At 43.6% G+C, this 15477-nt stretch carries 10 protein-coding genes; 7 read left to right on the plus strand and 3 right to left on the minus strand.

The genetic code is table 11. The features are described from left to right. Positions 1–123: 123 nt before the first annotated feature. Both HUW51_RS04480 and HUW51_RS04485 read right to left on the minus strand, forming a co-directional pair. Positions 124–1044: an EamA family transporter gene (locus HUW51_RS04480; RefSeq protein ID WP_228466930.1), complete on the minus strand. Its 921-nt coding sequence runs from the start codon at positions 1042–1044 to the stop codon at positions 124–126. 241 nt (positions 1045–1285) lie between these two features. After that, a complete protein-coding gene (locus tag HUW51_RS04485; RefSeq protein ID WP_185272801.1) occupies positions 1286–1693 on the minus strand; it encodes a hypothetical protein in 408 nt (135 codons plus the stop codon). 293 nt (positions 1694–1986) lie between these two features. Here HUW51_RS04485 and HUW51_RS04490 point away from each other — a divergent pair, with 293 nt between their 5' ends. Further along, on the plus strand, positions 1987–3237 hold the full coding sequence (locus tag HUW51_RS04490) for an MFS transporter (RefSeq protein ID WP_185272802.1): 1251 nt from the start codon (positions 1987–1989) through the stop codon (positions 3235–3237). Positions 3238–3446: 209 nt separating this feature from the next. On the opposite strand, the gene HUW51_RS04495 is transcribed toward HUW51_RS04490, so the two are convergent. After that, entirely contained in the window at positions 3447–3596 is a 150-nt protein-coding gene (locus tag HUW51_RS04495) for a 30S ribosomal protein THX (protein ID WP_185272803.1), read from the minus strand. Between the two features lie 269 nt (positions 3597–3865). Between HUW51_RS04495 and uvrA the strand changes: the two genes are divergently transcribed. The 6 genes from uvrA (at position 3866) to HUW51_RS04525 (ending at position 15305) form a co-directional block, all read left to right on the plus strand. Continuing rightward, on the plus strand, positions 3866–6679 hold the full coding sequence (gene uvrA / locus HUW51_RS04500; protein ID WP_185272804.1) for an excinuclease ABC subunit UvrA: 2814 nt from the start codon (positions 3866–3868) through the stop codon (positions 6677–6679). Between the two features lie 168 nt (positions 6680–6847). After that, a complete protein-coding gene (locus HUW51_RS04505; RefSeq protein ID WP_185272805.1) occupies positions 6848–7543 on the plus strand; it encodes a hypothetical protein in 696 nt (231 codons plus the stop codon). A gap of 131 nt (positions 7544–7674) precedes the next feature. After that, positions 7675–8436, plus strand: coding sequence for a triose-phosphate isomerase (gene tpiA, locus HUW51_RS04510; RefSeq protein WP_185272806.1), 762 nt, complete (start codon positions 7675–7677; stop codon positions 8434–8436). A 103-nt stretch (positions 8437–8539) separates the two neighbouring features. Continuing rightward, a complete protein-coding gene (locus HUW51_RS04515; RefSeq protein WP_228466931.1) occupies positions 8540–8929 on the plus strand; it encodes a DUF6150 family protein in 390 nt (129 codons plus the stop codon). A 103-nt stretch (positions 8930–9032) separates the two neighbouring features. After that, complete coding sequence (gene prmA / locus HUW51_RS04520) at positions 9033–9866, plus strand: 50S ribosomal protein L11 methyltransferase (RefSeq protein WP_185272807.1); 834 nt, start codon at positions 9033–9035, stop codon at positions 9864–9866. Positions 9867–9884: 18 nt separating this feature from the next. Further along, the gene (locus tag HUW51_RS04525) at positions 9885–15305 is read left to right on the plus strand and encodes a hypothetical protein (protein WP_185272808.1); all 5421 of its coding nucleotides are present in this window, start codon (positions 9885–9887) and stop codon (positions 15303–15305) included. Positions 15306–15477 lie beyond the last annotated feature (172 nt).

A 15477-nucleotide genomic window follows, 5' to 3' on the forward strand; every position in this document is an offset into this window, starting at 1 on the left:
ATGCAGGTAAAAGGTTGCAGCTAAAGCAGGCAGAATTTAAAAATTTAAAAATTCCGGCGTTCCGGATATAGCACATTCACCTTTTCAATCAGCAACTTTAACCAAAACACGGTGCGTAAAATTTTATTTAGCCACCATCTGGGTTATTACTTTGGCCGGTTTTTGCCGGGAGGGCAGGTTGTAAATAATCACCGATACAAAAATTAACCCGTAAGCAACTGCCTTTTCAGAGCTGGTTTTTTCGTGAAAGTACAGAAATGCGATTAAGAAATTGATAATCGGGTTGATGTACATGAGTATGCCAATTGTACCGGATTTTAATTCCTTCAGGGCATACATGTTCAGGAATAAGGGCAAAATGGTAAACAAGAAACTCAACACCATAACCGAAGTGTAGAAATTGGCGGTCAAGGGAACATCGGGTACATCGCCTTTAAAAAACGAATAAAACGGTCCCATACAGGCAAACACAATTAGGAGTTGCACGGTAAGCAGCACCAACTTATCGTATTGTTTTAAAGCCCGTTGGGTAATTAAGAAAAACGCGTAGCTCAAGGCCACGAGCAAAGAATAAAACAGATTAGTAAATGCTCCGGTACCAATCAAACAGCAACTTAAAATACTGATGCCAATGGCTAGCCACTGGTTGGTTCGCAGCTTTTCTTTTAAAATAACATACCCCAGCAAAGCCGTTAAAATTGGGCAGAGCAAGTACGAAAAAGAACCAGTCTGGATATCGATGTGGTTGATTACGTAAATAAATACCAACCAATTAACCATTAATAACAAGCCACCCAGGATGGTTAACAGTCCTAAGCGTTGCTTGTTACGCCGGGTTGCGGCCTGAAACTCGCGCCAGGTTTCTTTTAAGCTATCGCGCCGGAACAAAAAAGTTATTACCGATAATCCCAGCATGGCGAATAGAACCCGGAAGTAAAGGATTTGTCCGCTCGGGAAATTAGCAACGGCGCGCAACGGAAAAACTATAAATCCCCAGATAACAAAAGAAGCAATACCAGCGGAGTAATATTTATCAGGTTTCACGGGCAAAAATAAAAATGGGAGGCAAAGGTAAACAGATTTTTAAAAAAGCTTATTTCTAACCTACCGGCAATCAGATAAAATAAACTTCGCGCCACAGGTTATAAGCAAGCTTATGTTATGAATGATAGAATCAGATTCGCAGCTTAGTTAGCTTAAAACTATATATGCAATTTAAAAGCGCTTGGTTAAAGGGGTAAAATCGGTTTATCAAAATTTCTGAAATTTAAAAAATTTGCGCCTGCTAAATAGATTGTAACCAGCGGCGGGCCGCCCTTTCATCTACAAAAAACTGAATTTTAAGTAAATCACCAAACGTTTCCATTTCGCCATTTGGCGACTCTGATTGAAGCGAAATAAAATGATCGGCATTTAAAATGTAAGCCAGTTTTACCTGGCCATTTAGTTCGGTGAGCATGGCCGGAAAAATTTTCTGGCATACCCAAACCTGGTCGGTATAAGGCACTTCTCCCCGCTCCCGCACATCTAACAAAGCACAGTTTAGCTCCTCTGCTTTCATCACCTGCACCAACAACCGGTAATTATCCTGGTACGTTTTAGAATCGGTATACCGGTCCCACTGCAACTCGGCAATTCTGGTTTGAGCATCGCAGGCAATTTGAAAAAAATCAGGAGTTTCAGAAACAATCATTTTACAATATCAAATTACAATAAACCAAACAGTACTTATAATTACAGGGCGGAACAAGCCAGCAGAAGATTACAAATTTATCTTGGCTTTTAACAATTACAGATATATAAAAGACAATGGCCTACGCGAGAGAGTTCAGAAGAAATAACAAATTCAGATTAATTTTTTATATAACCTGTCCTTTTCTGGTGGCATACGTAACATCAGTAAAATTTTAAAAATTTATGCCCATTAGCCACAAAGCAGCAAATTTGTGGTTGAACCTGTAGCTTTGCCAATCCGAAAATAAGTTCATGTCGATAGAAGAAAAAAACCTGAAGCGCGACCCATATGCCGTGTTACGGTTGCCGGAGTTCCGGTTGTATGTAGTAGCTCGTTTGTGTTTAACTTTAGCTTTGCAGATACAAGCGGTAATTGTGGGCTGGCAAATCTACGACCTCACCCAAGACCCCTTAGCTTTAGGCTTAATTGGTTTAACCGAAGCCATTCCTTCCATTGTGGTAGCCTTGTATGCCGGCCACGTAGCCGATACCACCAGCCGTAAAAAAATTATTGTTAGTTGTGTGGCGGTGCTGTTAATCTGCTCTACGGGCTTATTGCTGTATTCTATAAATTTAAAAAATAACTTATTGCAGCTCGGCACTTTGCCTATTTACTCGGTTATTTTCCTGAGCGGCCTTGCCCGGGGTTTTATGGGGCCGGCCACTTTCTCGTTTATGCCGCAGCTCTTGCCCGATAAAACCTGGTACATTAATGCGGTAAGTTGGTCCAGTACTACCTGGCAAGGCGCATCGGTGGCGGGGCCGGCGGTGGGCGGCTTACTCTATGGCTTTTTCGGCGTGGAGATGGCCTACGCTGCCGATGTTGGTTTAACTATTCTGGCTTTTGTGTTTTATTTTTTGATTGGCGCAAAGCCATTACCCCCAAACACCGAACGCTTGCCCATTAAAGAAAGCTTACTCTCGGGTTTGCGCTTTGTGTTTAATAACCAGATTATTTTAAGCGCTATTTCGCTGGATTTGTTTGCCGTTTTATTTGGCGGGGCGGTGGCCTTATTGCCCATTTTTTCTTCCGAAATTCTGCATACCGGGCCACAGGGTTTAGGTTTTCTGCGGGCGGCACCTGCTATTGGCTCCGTGTTAATGGCCGCGTATTTAACGCATTACCCCATGAAAATAAACGCCGGCAGAAAAATGTTAATCTGCGTAGCTTGCTTTGGTATTTGCATTATCTTGTTCGGGTTGTCAACCAATTTTTACTTTTCGGTGCTCTTGTTAGGGCTAAGCGGCATGTTCGATTCCATTAGCGTTATTATTCGGTCTACGCTTATGCAAACGCTTACCCCGGAGCACATGAAAGGCCGGGTATCGTCGGTGAATAATATTTTTGTGGGCTCCTCCAACGAGATTGGTTCCTTCGAATCGGGCTTTGTGGCGAAGTTAGTGGGTGTAGTGCCTTCGGTGGTATTTGGCGGCTGCATGACTTTATTGGTAGTAGGAGTTACTGCCCTAAAAGCCGATAAATTGCGGAAATTGAGTCTGTAAATCGCGGCTTAAACGGATTTTACGGATTACGCAGCTATAAATTTAAAATTTAAAAAAGGCCTGATCAACAAGTAGCAGAAATCAGGTTCTAAAAAACTCAAATCTAAAATAGCCATCCCAAGAACAGGATGGCTATTTAGCATACAAATGCAGATAAATCGGCGAATAAAAATTCGTGTAATCCGCAAAATCCGGAAAAATCCGTGATTTTACTTTACTAAATCTTTTACTTTTTCTACCAGTTTCCCTACTACGCCGGGTTCTTTTTTGGTATCTTTTGTGGCTTTACGCGGCCGGCTGTTACCAAAGCTTCCTTTGGAAATTTTACCTTTTTTCGATTTTACATCTCCTTTTCCCATGATGGTATATTATATTGTTAGTTTAAGAACAAAGTAAAATTTACGTTAAAAATACCTGGTAGTTGCAAACAAAACCCAGTACCTGCCGCAAGCTACTACATCTACCTGCCTGTTAGTAGTTTTGCTTTTCCATATGGTCCAGAATAATAGCATTGTCTTTCTTTATCCGCTTGCGTATGTGTACTTTTGCGTTTTACTAAAAAGGCAATTATTTGCCGTGCTTTTTTGTTCTATATAACCGTACTTATTGGTTACGGTTTTTCTAATTTATGATAACAGCAACCACCGAACAACCCGACATCGACGCGCTTGATCCTAAAAAGTACATTATTATCAAGGGCGCGCGGGTTCATAATTTAAAAAATTTAAGCGTAGCCTTACCACGTAATCAATTTATTGTGGTAACCGGTTTATCCGGTTCCGGTAAATCGTCGCTCGCTTTTGATACGCTCTACGCCGAAGGGCAGCGTATGTACGTAGAGAGCTTAAGTTCGTATGCCCGCCAGTTTTTGGGCCGCATGGACAAGCCCGACGTAGATTACATCCGGGGCATTAGTCCGGCCATTGCCATTGAGCAAAAAGTAAGCATTAAAAATAACCGCTCCACGGTAGGCACCAGCACCGAAATCTACGATTACTTAAAATTATTGTACGCCCGCATTGGCAAAACCTTCTCGCCGGTTTCGGGCCAACAGGTGCGCAAAGACAACGTGGCCGATGTAGTGGATTTTATCTTTAACCTCGAGGAAGGCAGCCGGGTAGTAATCTTAGCGCCCTTGCAAGTGCAACCCGACCGCAAACTAACCAAAGAACTGGACTTACTTTTGCAAAAAGGCTATTCTCGGATTTACAACAACGACCAGGTCTTATTTATCGAAGACGTAATCAGTTCTGAGGCTGCTGATATTTCCGGTGACATATACATTCTGGTAGACCGGGCCGTTTTACGCAAAGACGACGAAGATTTACAATTCCGGATTTCCGACTCGGTGCAAACGGCTTTTTTCGAGGGCCACGGCGAATGCCACGTGATTTACAACGACCAAAAACGGGTTTTCTCCGATAAATTTGAACTGGACGGTATGGCTTTCGAAGAGCCATCGGTTAACTTTTTCTCGTTTAATAACCCCTACGGCGCCTGCCAGCGTTGCGAAGGTTTTGGCAATGTACTCGGGATTGACGAAGACCTGGTAATTCCGGATAAAACCTTGAGCGTGTACGAAGGCGCGATTGCCCCATGGCGCACCGAAAAAATGAGCGAATGGCAGGTACCTTTGGTAAAAAACGGCATCCGCTTCGATTTTCCTATTCATCGGCCATATAACGAACTCACCGAAGAACAAAAGCAACTGCTCTGGACCGGCAACAAATACTTCGACGGCCTGGATGCTTTTTTTGCCCACGTGCAAGCGCAAACGCATAAAATTCAGTACCGGGTAATGCTAAGCCGTTACCGGGGCCGTACTACTTGCCCCGATTGCCGTGGTACGCGTTTGCGGAAAGATGCCAGTTACGTGAAAATAAACGGCGTTAGCATCACCGATTTATTGTTGAAACCGGTTACCGGCGTACTCGATTTTTTTAAAAATTTAGAACTTACGGAGCATGAACTAAAGATAGCGGATCGCTTAGCTATTGAAATTACCAATCGCTTGAGTTATTTAGTGCGCGTTGGTTTGGGTTATCTTACCTTAAACCGCTTATCCTCTACCCTATCGGGTGGCGAATCGCAACGCATTAATCTGGCTACTTCCTTGGGTAGTGCACTGGTGGGTTCTATGTATATTCTGGATGAGCCCAGCATTGGTTTGCACCCCCGCGATGCCGAACAACTAATTGGCGTATTACGCTCCTTGCAGCAGATTGGCAATACCGTAATTGTGGTGGAGCACGAAGAAAAAATGATGGAAATTGCCGACCAGATAATTGATATTGGTCCGGAAGCTGGTTCGGGAGGCGGTAATCTTATGTTCCAGGGCACTTATCCCGAAATGTTGCAATCCGCGGAAACCTATACCGCGCAGTATTTAAGCGGCAAACGGCAGGTAGAAGTACCTACGCGCCGCCGGCAATGGCGCAATGCCATTGAAATAGTAGGTGCCCGCGAAAATAATTTAAAAAATGTAACGGTTAAGTTCCCGCTGGATGTGATGACGGTAGTTACCGGCGTGAGTGGCTCCGGCAAATCAACCTTAATTAAACGGATTCTGCACCCGGCCTTAGCCAAAGTATTTGGCGGGCACTCCGATGCTACCGGTAAATTCGATAAAATACAAGGCAGTTACAGTAAAATTTCGCACGTGGAGTTTGTAGACCAGAACCCGATTGGTAAATCGTCGCGCTCTAACCCGGTTACTTACGTGAAAGCTTACGATGCCATCCGGACTTTATATGCCGATCAGCCCTTAGCCAAAGCGCGGGGCTTTAAACCGTCGCATTTTTCGTTTAACATTGAGGGCGGCCGCTGCGAAGTGTGCCAGGGCGAAGGCCAGGTAAAAATTGAGATGCAGTTTATGGCGGATATTTACCTGACCTGCGAAGCGTGTCACGGCCAGAAATTTAAGCAGGATATTCTGGAAGTAAAGTACAAAGACCAGAACATTGCCGAAGTGCTCGACATGACTATTGCCGACAGCATTGATTTCTTTAAAGAACAACCCAAGATTATCGAAAAGTTAAAACCGCTCGATGATGTAGGTTTAGGTTACATTCGCTTGGGTCAGTCCTCCAATACCTTATCGGGTGGCGAAGCGCAACGGGTAAAATTAGCTTCGTTCCTCACCAAAGGCGCTACCACCCACTCCGAGGGCATCTTGTTTATTTTCGACGAGCCGTCTACTGGTTTGCATTTCCACGACATTAATAAACTACTCACGGCCATTAACGCGCTCATCGACAAAGGTAATTCCGTGGTGATCATTGAGCATAACATGGATATCGTGAAGTGTGCCGACTGGATCATAGACATGGGCCCGGAAGGCGGCACGAACGGCGGTTACTTGTTGTTCGAAGGAACACCCGAAGACATGATTAAACTGGAAAATAATGCCACCGCCGATTACCTGCGGGAGAAACTGATTTAAAATTTAAAATTTTTAAAATTTACCAAAAGAGCTGCGGAGCAATATCGTGTTTCTCAGCTCTTTCTTTTATAAATTAATTTAAAATTACGGTTTTCTACTTAATCTTAAACTGGGCTTAATTACTGATTTTTGAATTTTTAATCTCATATTCTGCTCCAATTTTAGCACATGAAAACCAATTTGTACCAGGCTTTACTTCTGCTTATTTTAACAGCTTTACTATCGCACCAAGCTACTGCCCAAGAATCTAAAAATACCAGCCTTCAAATTCGTTTATCGCCGTTAACCATCCTCGACCCTAGGGCAGCAGCTATTCAGGTTGGATTGCAGGCCACGCTAAAAAACAAACTCGGTTTTTCCGTGGATTATGGCTTGCCTTTTAAAAGTTTAACTAAACAGATTTATACCAACCCGGATTTACAATACGAACAACACCAATTTTTTAAAATTCGGGCCGAAGCCAAATACTTTATGCCGGCAACCTGGGTAAGCGCGGGCCAAAACACCAAACCTTACTTAAGCGCTGAAGTTTTTTACAGCCCCGAAGAATACCGCAAAAAAGATGATTGGCTTTTAAAAGACGAAGAAGCGTATCATTACGATTACTCCGAAGTAAACCGGCGTATGCTGGGCTTTTGCTTAAAAGTAGGTTTAGAGCGGGTAGTAGCTAAAAAATTAGTACTGGATGTGTTTGCAGGTCCGGGATTACGACGGATTAAGATAGAGCACCAGCCAGTTAGTGCCGAACTCCGGGAGTATGATCCGCCGGTTGATTTTTACATTGAACCCGTAGATAAACACGAAGGCACATTTACCCGGCTACACATAGGTTTAGGTTTTAAAATTGGCTTTATTCTGATCTAAATCTCTTTTTCATAAATATAAATTTTAACGGCAATTTTGATAATCGAGGTACTGGATTTAGAAAATTCCCTACAAAATCCGTAATCTTACGGGCGAATCGAACAACTAGCAACTAACCACGAAAACAAAATATGAGAAAGAAAATAGTAGCCGGTAACTGGAAGATGAACAAAACCCAAGACGAAGGTCTGGCGTTGGTATCCGAAATTACCAATATGGTGCAGGACGAGGTAAATAACGACGCCATTGTGGTGGTTTGTCCGCCATTTCCGTTTTTAGCCGCTATTGGTAAAGCTTTGGCCGGCAGCGAAAAAGTAAAACTAGGCGCGCAAAACTGTCACCAAAACGAGAGCGGCGCTTATACCGGCGAAGTTTCGGCAGCTATGTTAAAATCCGTAGGCGTAGAATACGTTATTTTGGGCCACAGCGAGCGCCGGCAATATTTCCAAGAAGACAACCAATTACTGGAAGCCAAAGTAAAAGCGGCTTTAAAACACGGCCTGAAACCTATTTTTTGCGTGGGCGAATCACTGGAGCAACGCGAGCAGGATTTGACTTTTCAGGTGATCGAAACCCAGTTGAAAGAAGGCCTTTTTCATTTAAGCAACGAAGAATTTGCCCAAGTTGTAATTGCATACGAACCCGTTTGGGCCATTGGTACCGGTAAAACCGCCACCAGCACGCAAGCCCAGGAAGTACACGCCTTTATCCGGGAGCAAATTGCCCGCCATTACGATGCTCAGGCCGCTCTGGACACTACTATTTTATACGGCGGCAGCGCTAACCCCAGCAACGCTCGCGAGCTGTTCTCTCAGGCCGATGTAGACGGCGGTTTAATTGGCGGAGCTTCTTTAAAATCCCGCGATTTTACCGACATTGTTAAATCTTTCTAATTTAAATAGTACAATTGGTATATTTTTAGCAATAGCAATGCCCGGGCTTGAACGCCTGGGCATTTTTTTTGGTTTAAGCAGTACTTCTCTTTAATTTAGACCTATGTTGGTTAGTTTATTGTTGTCTTTATTTTCATTTCTGTGGCATCCGGCGGCTATAAATCCTCGGGCCAACGCTTCAGAAATTACTATTAATCCGGTAAGCCGCAATCCGGAATTTTGCAACATCTATGGGTCGGTTTTTCTTACTTCTGACCCTAAGTACAAAAGATTGGCTCGTTATACGGTTTACCTGGAACCCGAAGAAGCTTTTGCCAACCTGGTGGTTTTTAAGGAAGAGAACAAACTTTTTGCCGATAATCCCGGCCTGTGGTATCCGGCTTCGGGTTACGACTTTGCCGATCATGTTTTGTTTTTAACCACTAACCGGGCTTTCGCCGATTTTTCTATTTACTACACTAAGTCCCGTTCATTTGCGGGCTGCCGAGAATAAAATTTAAAAATTACACCTTAAAACAGAACATTCCCACGTTAAAAGGTTTTATAATCAATAATTTAAAAATTTTCATTTAACTCTTCCTGCTAAAATATCTTTTATGGATTTTGTACAAGTTTCCATTACAGCACCTACCGAATTAGTTGATATCCTAACCGCTGAATTGAGTCAGTACGGTTACGACACTTTTATGGAAACCGAAGAAGGCATAGCTGCCTACACCACCGAAGATATTTTTTCAGAAGCCGATGTTATCTCGGTTTTAGAGCGCTACAACCAGGATGGCCAACTGGCTTATGTTACCCAAAAAATAGAAAAGCAAAACTGGAACGCCGAGTGGGAAAAAAACTTTGAGCCTTTGCTAATTGGTAATGTTTGTTCCGTGCGGGCTTCTTTTCATCCGCAACCCGAAAACGTGCAGTACGATATTATTATCAATCCTAAAATGTCTTTCGGTACCGGGCACCACGAAACCACCACCCTTATGATTGAAAACCAGCTTACCATCAACCATCTAGGCAAGCGGGTTTTAGATATGGGTTGCGGCACCGGCATTCTGGCAATTATGGCTTGTAAATTGGGCGCGGCCAGCATTGTGGCCATTGATATTGAAGATTGGACCGTAGAAAATGCCCGTGAGAATGCTGAAATTAATAATTGCTCCGGTATTGAAGTACGCCTGGGCGATGTTCAGCAAATTGCCGCCGATGAACCTTACGACTTGGTACTCGCTAATATTAACCGCAATGTATTGCTCGACGATATTCCAGCTTATTCTGCTAAGCTCCAACCAGGCGGCTTTTTGGTAATAAGCGGGTTTTACACCGAAGATTTAGATTTAATTCAGGATAAAGCCCAAACAGCAAACTTAGAGTTTACCTCCGTGCGCACCAAAAACAATTGGGTTTCGGCGGTATTTCGTAAACGCCTCTGATTATGATCTTTTATTAGCATGAAGCACTTATATCTACTCCTTACTTTTATACTGGTTGTTGCTTATTTTCCCTTAAAAGCACAAAACGCAAAGCTATTTCAAGATCCGGCTCAATTTACCGCTCAGGTAAAAAACTTAATGGCACCTACCCGTAACGAGGCAGCCCTGAAAGTAACAGCGCAGTTAGAACAAGTATGGTCGGCTAATACGCTCACTACTGCCCAGCAGGCCAAAATCATGGACATTTCGCAAAAGATGCAGCAGAAAAAGCTAAAAGCCCGTCCGCATTTTGAAAATTTTTATGGCGCGTTGGTCAGTGGGGTTACCATTCAAAAACTAAGTGGCGCTAAGCTGGATGAGTTTCTGCAGGTTGCCGGGGAATCGTTGGAGAAAGACGAAGTAAAAGGATTTGAAAACTTTCTGGCTACTTCGTATTTGTTCCTAAGTAATAAATATATTTTTAAATCCGGTTACAGCAACCTGTTAGCCCAAAACGGCTCTTTTTCCTTTGAATACCGGCCAGGTGCGCAGCTTTCCACCAAAGAAATACAAGCGGCTTTACCAGATATCAGTCCCATTGAAGTTACTCCGGCACCCATCGTAAATGATTTACCGCCGATGCAAGCGCCGCCAGATAACTTTCCGGTTTCTACTACCGAAGAAGATGATTTTTGGAGCAGAGCATCTAAACCCGTTAAGAAAGCGCCCGCCAAGAAAACTACCACTACAAAGAAAAGTACGGTAAAAACTCCTGCTAAAAAAGCTGAGCCCGCCAAGAAAGTAGAAGAACCCGTTAAACCAATTCCCGCCTACACCATTCCAGTTACGGGTGCGGTGTTAGTTTTACAAAACACTGATTTAAAATTTGCGACGCCGCACGACTCTTTGACGCTGAAGAAGGTAAGTGGTGCTATTTTACTTACCCGCCAAACCTTGGTGGCAAATCAAGGCCGTTACGAATGGACGGATGGCAGCAATACCGCTTCGGCGGAGTTCCAGGGTTTTCATTTTGATATAACCAAGCCCGGTTTAAAAGCCGAAAAAGTAACGTTAACTTACCCGGCCGTACTCGAAAAACCCGTGGATGGCATTTGGGAATACCGCAGTGTAAAAGCCGCTAAAGGTGCCGATAGTGGCTATCCCAAGTTTATCTCTTACACCAACAATGCCCGGTTAAAAAGTATCGGTCAGGGGATTACCTACGTGGGGGGTATTACTTTAGCGGGCAAAAAAATTATGACGGGGGCTTTAGACAGGAGCTTATCGAACATTATTGTGGAGCACGAAGGCAAAAAGAAGTTTAAAGCTTCGGCGGCCAATTACTCCCTCTCCGACTCTTTAATTTCAACCGAAATTGCTTCCGTAGTTTTGTACCGCGGAAAAGATTCTATCAGCCATCCGGCTATGCGTTTGAAATACGCGCCCAAGAAACACTTATTAACTTTAATCAGCGAAGCGGGGGATTTTAAAAAATCTTTATTTTTCGATTCGTACCACCAGATGGAAATATCCGCCGAAATGCTTTCCTGGGATATCACCACGCCGCAGATTAATTTTTCGATTATAAATGCCAAAAATCAGGTACCAGCCCGCTTTGATTCTAAAGAATATTTTACCCTGGACCGGTGGATGGCCATTCAGGGAACCGCCGATTTCCACCCCTTAAAAGTAGCGGTGAGTTTTGCGGCCCGGCAAAAAACCAATCAATTTTACGCTTCGGATCTGGCCCGGGATGTAAAGATGAAAGAATCCATTATCCGGGGAGCCATGACTGCTTTACAGCGGCAAGCCTTTATTGATTACAACAATGCAACTGGATTAGTTACCATTAAACCCAAAGCTTGGCATTACGTGAGTTCTTCCCGCGAAAAGAAAGATTACGATTACATTACTTTAAGTTCTTTAGCACCCAGCGGAAAAAATGCCACCATCAACTTAAATAAAAATGAGCTGTTAATCCGGGGTGTAGAAAAGTTTTACTTTACCGGCGACTCCGGCGCTGTTTACGCCAAACCCGACAGCAACCAGGTGCGCGTTTTACAAAACCGCAATATATTGTTTAACGGCAAGGTATACGCTTCTTATTTCCGGTTTGTAGGCAAGCAGTTTACTTTTGATTACAACGGCTTTTACGTAGATATGGCCAAAATCGACACCATTGCTTTTGCTACCCGGAGTAAGGTAAAAAGTATGAAAGGCGACGATAAAGTACGGGAACAATACTTGGCTAATGCGTCCAGCAAGTCTAGCGGCAAATTATACTTAAACCGGCCCGATAATAAATCGGGGCAAAAGAAATTAGGCGGCTATCCTACCTTCGATGCGTCTTCGCCTTCTTACGTTTACTTTAACAAACCCGAAATTCTGGGAGGAGCCTACGATACCACGGTTTACTTTGCTATTCCGGCGTTTAAAATGGATAGTTTAAATAGCTCCAACCCAAACACCATTGGCTTTAAAGGCAGGTTTCACTCGGGCGGAATCTTCCCGGATTTTAATACAACGCTCGGCATTATGCCGGATCAATCGCTTGGTTTTGAATACGAAATCCCCAAGAACGGCCTTGAAGTGTACGGAGGCAAGGGCAAGTATTACAATAAGCTAACCATGAGTTTTAAAGGTTTGCAAGGTGCCGGCGAGCTTAAATACTTAACCACCACCTTACAATCTAACGCTTTTACCTTTTACCTGGATAAAACTTTAACGCTAGGCACCAAAGCTACCGTGGCCGAAAGCACCATTGGCGATGCTTATTTTATGCAGGCTAATTTTAAACAATACGCCCTGGAATGGCTACCCAAACGTGATACGATGAATATCAGTACCACCACCGATGCTATTGCCATGTACGGTGATAAATTTAAATACCGGGGCATTGCCATTGTAACCCCAAAAGGTTTTGCCGGTGATGGGGAACTGGAAGGAGTCGATACCAAAATCATTTCGCCGGAATTACATTTTAGTCGTAATAGTTTTACAGGTAATCATGCCACCTTTGAGGCCAAATCCAAAACGCCCGATAAGCCGGTAATGCAGGCCAAAGACGTAAAGCTGGAATATAATTTAAAAGAAGGCTACGCTAGCTTCTCTCCCGAAAAAGCTGGTTTTGCCAGTACCTCCTTTCCTTTTGCTCAGTTTAAAACTTCGCTCAGCGGCGGTAAATACGATTTTAAAAAGAAGCTGGTAACCTTAAACCAACCCAAAGGGGTTACCGCCGACAAAGCTTATTTTATTTCGACCAACCCGGAACATGGAAATTTAAAATTTAATGCAGCTTCCGGCACGTACGACATTACTAAACAAACCCTGCAAATTGGCGGTGTACCTTACATTGCTTCGGCGGATGCCCATATTTTACCGGATAGCGGACAAGTATTTGTAAACGATAAATCCGATTTACGGCCTTTTAAACAGGCTACGGTTATTGATACGGTTAATAAGTTTCATAAACTGTACCAAGGAGAGATTGATGTTATTTCCCGGACAGAATACCGCGGTAAAGCCACCATGGATTATGTGAATGCGGGTTCCGAAACCTTTAAGTTACAATTCGGTGATTTTGCCATGCACCACATGAAAGCCGAAGAAGTAATACCGGAAGTAAAACCGAAACAGTATTCTGCCGCTGAGTTAATTGCGGCTGCCGAGGCCAAAGAAAATCCGCAAGCCCCAGCCCCGGTTGCTAAAAAAAGCTGGCTGCAAAAAGCAGGAATAAACAAAATTAAAAAATCTGCGGATAAACCCACTGAGGTTAAATCCGATTCTACGGGTGCTGGTCCGGTGGCAAATGTTACGGAAGAAATAGCGGACGCCACTCCAAAAAAATCGCGCAAACAATTAAAAGCCGGAAAAGAAGCGCAAACATCCAAAGAAACGCCTAAAACTCCGACTGATAGCGCCAGCAGTGATTTACTCGCCAGCAACGAGGCGGGTGCAGGCCCCATGCGTTTTCTGGGTAAAAAGCGCCGGAAAGCAGCTACTTTCGATACCAGTCCGTACACCTCGGCGGTAGCCCAGATTAAAGAAGAAGACAAGTTTTTTATTGCGCCAAACGTGCAATTTAAAGGCAGCGCTACCTTACAATCCAACAAAGAATACCTGGATTTTAATGGCTTTATTAAAATAGGCTTTGCCAAAGAAGCCGGTGCTTCGGAATGGGTACCTTACATTGCCTCCGACGTAAATCCGAAAGAAGTAAAAATCAACCTGGAAAATAACAAAAACACCGAAGAAGGCGCTAGCATCACGGGCCTGCATATTTCCAGCAATAGCGGTAAATTGTACCCAACCTTTGGTTCTAAAAAAGTAGACGAAGCGGATTTAGATGTATTTACCATTAATGGAGTTCTTACTTTTGACAAAGCCAATAAGCAGTACATGTTAGGTAAAGCCAAGCAAGCTGATGCGGGCGCCTATGAAGGCAACCTAATGACTTACAACGACGCTACTTCCGAGGCCCGTTACGAAGGCAAGTTTAATTTGATTCAGTCAAATAAAACGCTCGGACTTACTTCTGCGGGCGCCATTAAGGCAAAAATTAATCAGAACCGGTACCAGTTTAATGCTTTTATGGTTTTTGATTTGGCTATTCCGGAATCGGCCTTGGGTGCTATGGCTAACGCTATTGCGGATAATAACGGCGGCGCTCCTGAAGCGGTAGATGCGAACAGTACCGAATTGCGCTACCAATTAGCCGAATTTATTGGCAACAAAGGCGTACAAGAGTATATAGCAAAAACCGCTGCAGGTCACGTGCCGCTACCTGCCGCCTCATCCAAATTAGTGCGTAGTTTAGTGTTTAACAACGTACCTTTATACTGGTCCGATACCACCCAGGCCTGGCACAGCAAAGGAAAACTAGCTTTATCGAACATTTTAAAGAAAGACATTAATGCGCAAATTCCTGGTTACCTGGAAGTGAAACGCGGCCCCGAGAGCGACATTGTAACGATTTACCTGGAACCGATTCCTTCGTTGTGGTACTATATCAGTTACGCCGATAATGTAATTACGGTAGCATCGTCGGATGATAAGGTAAATGGTATTATCGCTTCTAAACGTTCATCTAATGTAACAGCGGGCGAGGCACTCGAGAAAACGGAATTTGTAAATTATTTCCGGAAAACTTACCTGGGCCTGGCGCCAGTTGCGGCCGACGAAGTAGAACCGAGCAATGATTTTATAGAAGAAGGGGAAGCCAAACCAACTAAAAAAGTCAAAAAAGCGAAAAAGGCAACCAGCGATTTAGCCGACCCGGCTGCCGAAATGGAAGAAGCCCCGGAAGAGCCGCAACCCGCTAAAAAGAAATCGAAGGAAAAAGTTGCACCGGTAAACGAAGATAACAACGCCCCAGCCGAAGCACCACAGGAAAAACCGAAGAAAAAGAAAAAAGAAAAAAACACCGATAACGATGCCTTACCGGACATTGACTTGAATTAACCACCATTTTAAAAATTTAAAAAAGGCAGTAAACTTACTGCCTTTTTTATTGCAGCTTTCCGGTATTTGCAGCTTGTAGTAATTATCTCGGAATAAGTAAATTCTGGAATCCTGTCTTGCAACTAACCTGTCTTAATACATTAATTGGATTCGTATCAAAAGTATTCTTCTT

It is taken from the genome of Adhaeribacter swui (assembly GCF_014217805.1).
Taxonomy (GTDB): Bacteria; Bacteroidota; Bacteroidia; order Cytophagales; family Hymenobacteraceae; genus Adhaeribacter; species Adhaeribacter swui.